Source organism: Rhodoglobus galactosidasius, assembly GCF_054957775.1.
This window is the reverse complement of the sequence record NZ_JBQIAV010000019.1, coordinates 1-3,275: the sequence shown is the minus strand read 5'-3', so window position 1 is coordinate 3,275 and position 3,275 is coordinate 1. Positions and strand designations below refer to the sequence as shown.

Below are 3,275 nucleotides of genomic sequence, written 5' to 3'. Positions count from 1 at the left end.
TCATTGGTCAATCTCAACACTTTTAGTGTTGCGATCGATTCTTATACTCATGTGATATCAATTTTCTAAGAGCAAACGGTGGATGCCTTGGCATCTGGAGCCGAAGAAGGACGTATAAATCTGCGATAAGCCTCGGGGAGCTGATAATAGAGCTGTGATCCGAGGATTTCCGAATGGGGAAACCCCGCTGGGCGTTGCAAGATGACTCAGTGACTCCCGCCTGAATATATAGGGCGGGTAGAGGGAACGTGGGGAAGTGAAACATCTCAGTACCCACAGGAAGAGAAAACAACCGTGATTCCGTTAGTAGTGGCGAGCGAAACCGGATCAGGCCAAACCGATCATGTGTGATAGCCGGCAGGCGTTGCATGGTCGGGGTAGTGGGACTTTTCCGCTGTTACTGCCGTACAGCAAGAATTACAACGATATATAGACGAAGTGGATTGAAAGCCACGCCATAGCGGGTGCCAGCCCCGTAGTCGAAATGTGTCAATGGTTCGAAGAGTATCCCAAGTAGCACGGGGCCCGAGAAATCCCGTGTGAATCTGTCAGGACCACCTGATAAGCCTAAATACTTCCAGATGACCGATAGCGGACAAGTACCGTGAGGGAAAGGTGAAAAGTACCCCGGGAGGGGAGTGAAATAGTACCTGAAACCGTTTGCTTACAAACCGTTGGAGCAGCCTTAGTAGCTGTGACAGCGTGCCTTTTGAAGAATGAGCCTGCGAGTTAGTGATCAGTGGCGAGGTTAACCCGTGTGGGGCAGCCGTAGCGAAAGCGAGTCTTAATAGGGCGTTATAGTCGCTGGTTCTAGACCCGAAGCGAAGTGATCTATCCATGGCCAGGTTGAAGCGTGTGTAAGAGCACGTGGAGGACCGAACCCACTTCAGTTGAAAATGGAGGGGATGAGCTGTGGATAGGGGTGAAAGGCCAATCAAACTTCGTGATAGCTGGTTCTCTCCGAAATGCATTTAGGTGCAGCGTTGCGTGTTTCTTGCCGGAGGTAGAGCTACTGGATAGCTGATGGGCCCTACAAGGTTACTGACGTTAGCCAAACTCCGAATGCCGGTAAGTGAGAGCGCAGCAGTGAGACGGTGGGGGATAAGCTTCATCGTCGAGAGGGTAACAGCCCAGACTACCAACTAAGGTCCCCAAGCGTGTGCTAAGTGGGAAAGGATGTGGAGTTGCACAGACAACCAGGAGGTTGGCTTAGAAGCAGCCACCCTTGAAAGAGTGCGTAATAGCTCACTGGTCAAGTGATTCCGCGCCGACAATGTAACGGGGCTCAAGCACACCACCGAAGTTGTAGATTTCGTATTATAGGTAAGCCTTCGTGGTTCAGCCGTACGGAGTGGTAGGAGAGCGTCGTGTGGGCAGTGAAGCGGCGGTGTAAACCAGCCGTGGAGCCTACACGAGTGAGAATGCAGGCATGAGTAGCGAAAGACGGGCGAGAAACCCGTCCTCCGAATGATCAAGGGTTCCAGGGCCAGGCTAATCCGCCCTGGGTAAGTCGGGACCTAAGGCGAGGCCGACAGGCGTAGTCGATGGACAACGGGTTGATATTCCCGTACTGACGAAGAACCGTCCAAACTAATCCAGTAATGCTAAGTATCTGAATCCCCTAGACCGATCCCTTCGGGGTGAGGCGTGGGGCCTAGCGTACGACCCTATTCTGGTGCGGTTAGCGTATTAACAGGTGTGACGCAGGAAGGTAGCTGAGCCGGGCGATGGTTGTCCCGGTCTAAGAATGTAGGCCGAGAGATAGGCAAATCCGTCTCTCATTAAGGCTGAGACTCGATGGGTAGTCGTCAAGACGAAATCAGTGATCCTATGCTGCCAAGAAAAGCATCGACGTGAGGTTCAAGTTACCCGTACCCCAAACCGACTCAGGTGATCAGGTAGAGAATACTAAGGAGATCGAGAGAATCGTGGTTAAGGAACTCGGCAAAATGCCCCCGTAACTTCGGGATAAGGGGGGCCTAAGGCGTGAACGGACTTTGCTCCGGGAGCGCTGCAGGGCCGCAGAGACCAGTGGGAAGCGACTGTTTACTAAAAACACAGGTCCGTGCTAAGTCGCAAGACGATGTATACGGACTGACGCCTGCCCGGTGCTGGAAGGTTAAGAGGAACGGTTAGCCGTAAGGCGACGCTGTGAATTTAAGCCCCAGTAAACGGCGGTGGTAACTATAACCATCCTAAGGTAGCGAAATTCCTTGTCGGGTAAGTTCCGACCTGCACGAATGGCGTAACGACTTCCCAGCTGTCTCAACCGCGAACTCGGCGAAATTGCACTACGAGTAAAGATGCTCGTTACGCGCAGAAGGACGGAAAGACCCCGTGACCTTTACTATAGCTTTGTATTGGTGTTCGGTGTGGCCTGTGTAGGATAGGTGGGAGACTGTGAAGCTTGGACGCTAGTTCAGGTGGAGTCATTGTTGAAATACCACTCTGGTCATATTGGATATCTAACTTCGAACCGTAATCCGGTTCAGGGACAGTGCATGGTGGGTAGTTTAACTGGGGCGGTTGCCTCCCAAAAAGTAACGGAGGCGCCCAAAGGTTCCCTCAACCTGGTTGGTAATCAGGTGTCGAGTGTAAGTGCACAAGGGAGCTTGACTGTGAGACTGACAAGTCGAGCAGGGACGAAAGTCGGGACTAGTGATCCGGCAGTGGCTTGTGGAAGCGCTGTCGCTCAACGGATAAAAGGTACCTCGGGGATAACAGGCTGATCTTGCCCAAGAGTCCATATCGACGGCATGGTTTGGCACCTCGATGTCGGCTCGTCGCATCCTGGGGCTGGAGTAGGTCCCAAGGGTTGGGCTGTTCGCCCATTAAAGCGGTACGCGAGCTGGGTTTAGAACGTCGTGAGACAGTTCGGTCCCTATCCTCTGCGCGCGCAGGAAATTTGAGAAGATCTATCCCTAGTACGAGAGGACCGGGATGGACGAACCTCTGGTGTGTCAGTTGTTCCGCCAGGAGCACCGCTGATTAGCTACGTTCGGAATGGATAACCGCTGAAAGCATCTAAGCGGGAAGCCAGCTTCAAGATGAGATTTCCATGGCCTTTGGCCGAGAGACTCGCAGCTAGACTACTGCGTTGATAGGCTGGATGTGGAAGCAGGGACTAACGACCTGTGGAGCTGACCAGTACTAATAAGTCGATAAATTGATAACACCCCACCTCACCGGAACCCTTTAGGGTTGCGATGGTGACTGAGAAGAATTCTCGCGTCCACTTTGTGGTTCCCGATTTACGGTCGGGAACTGCGCCCAGC

At 52.8% G+C, this 3,275-nt stretch carries 1 rRNA gene; it reads left to right on the top strand.

The window, feature by feature from the left end:
- Positions 1-55: 55 nt before the first annotated feature.
- Positions 56-3,174 (top strand): 23S ribosomal RNA (locus ACTJJW_RS14690).
- The last annotated feature ends 101 nt before the right edge of the window (positions 3,175-3,275 follow it).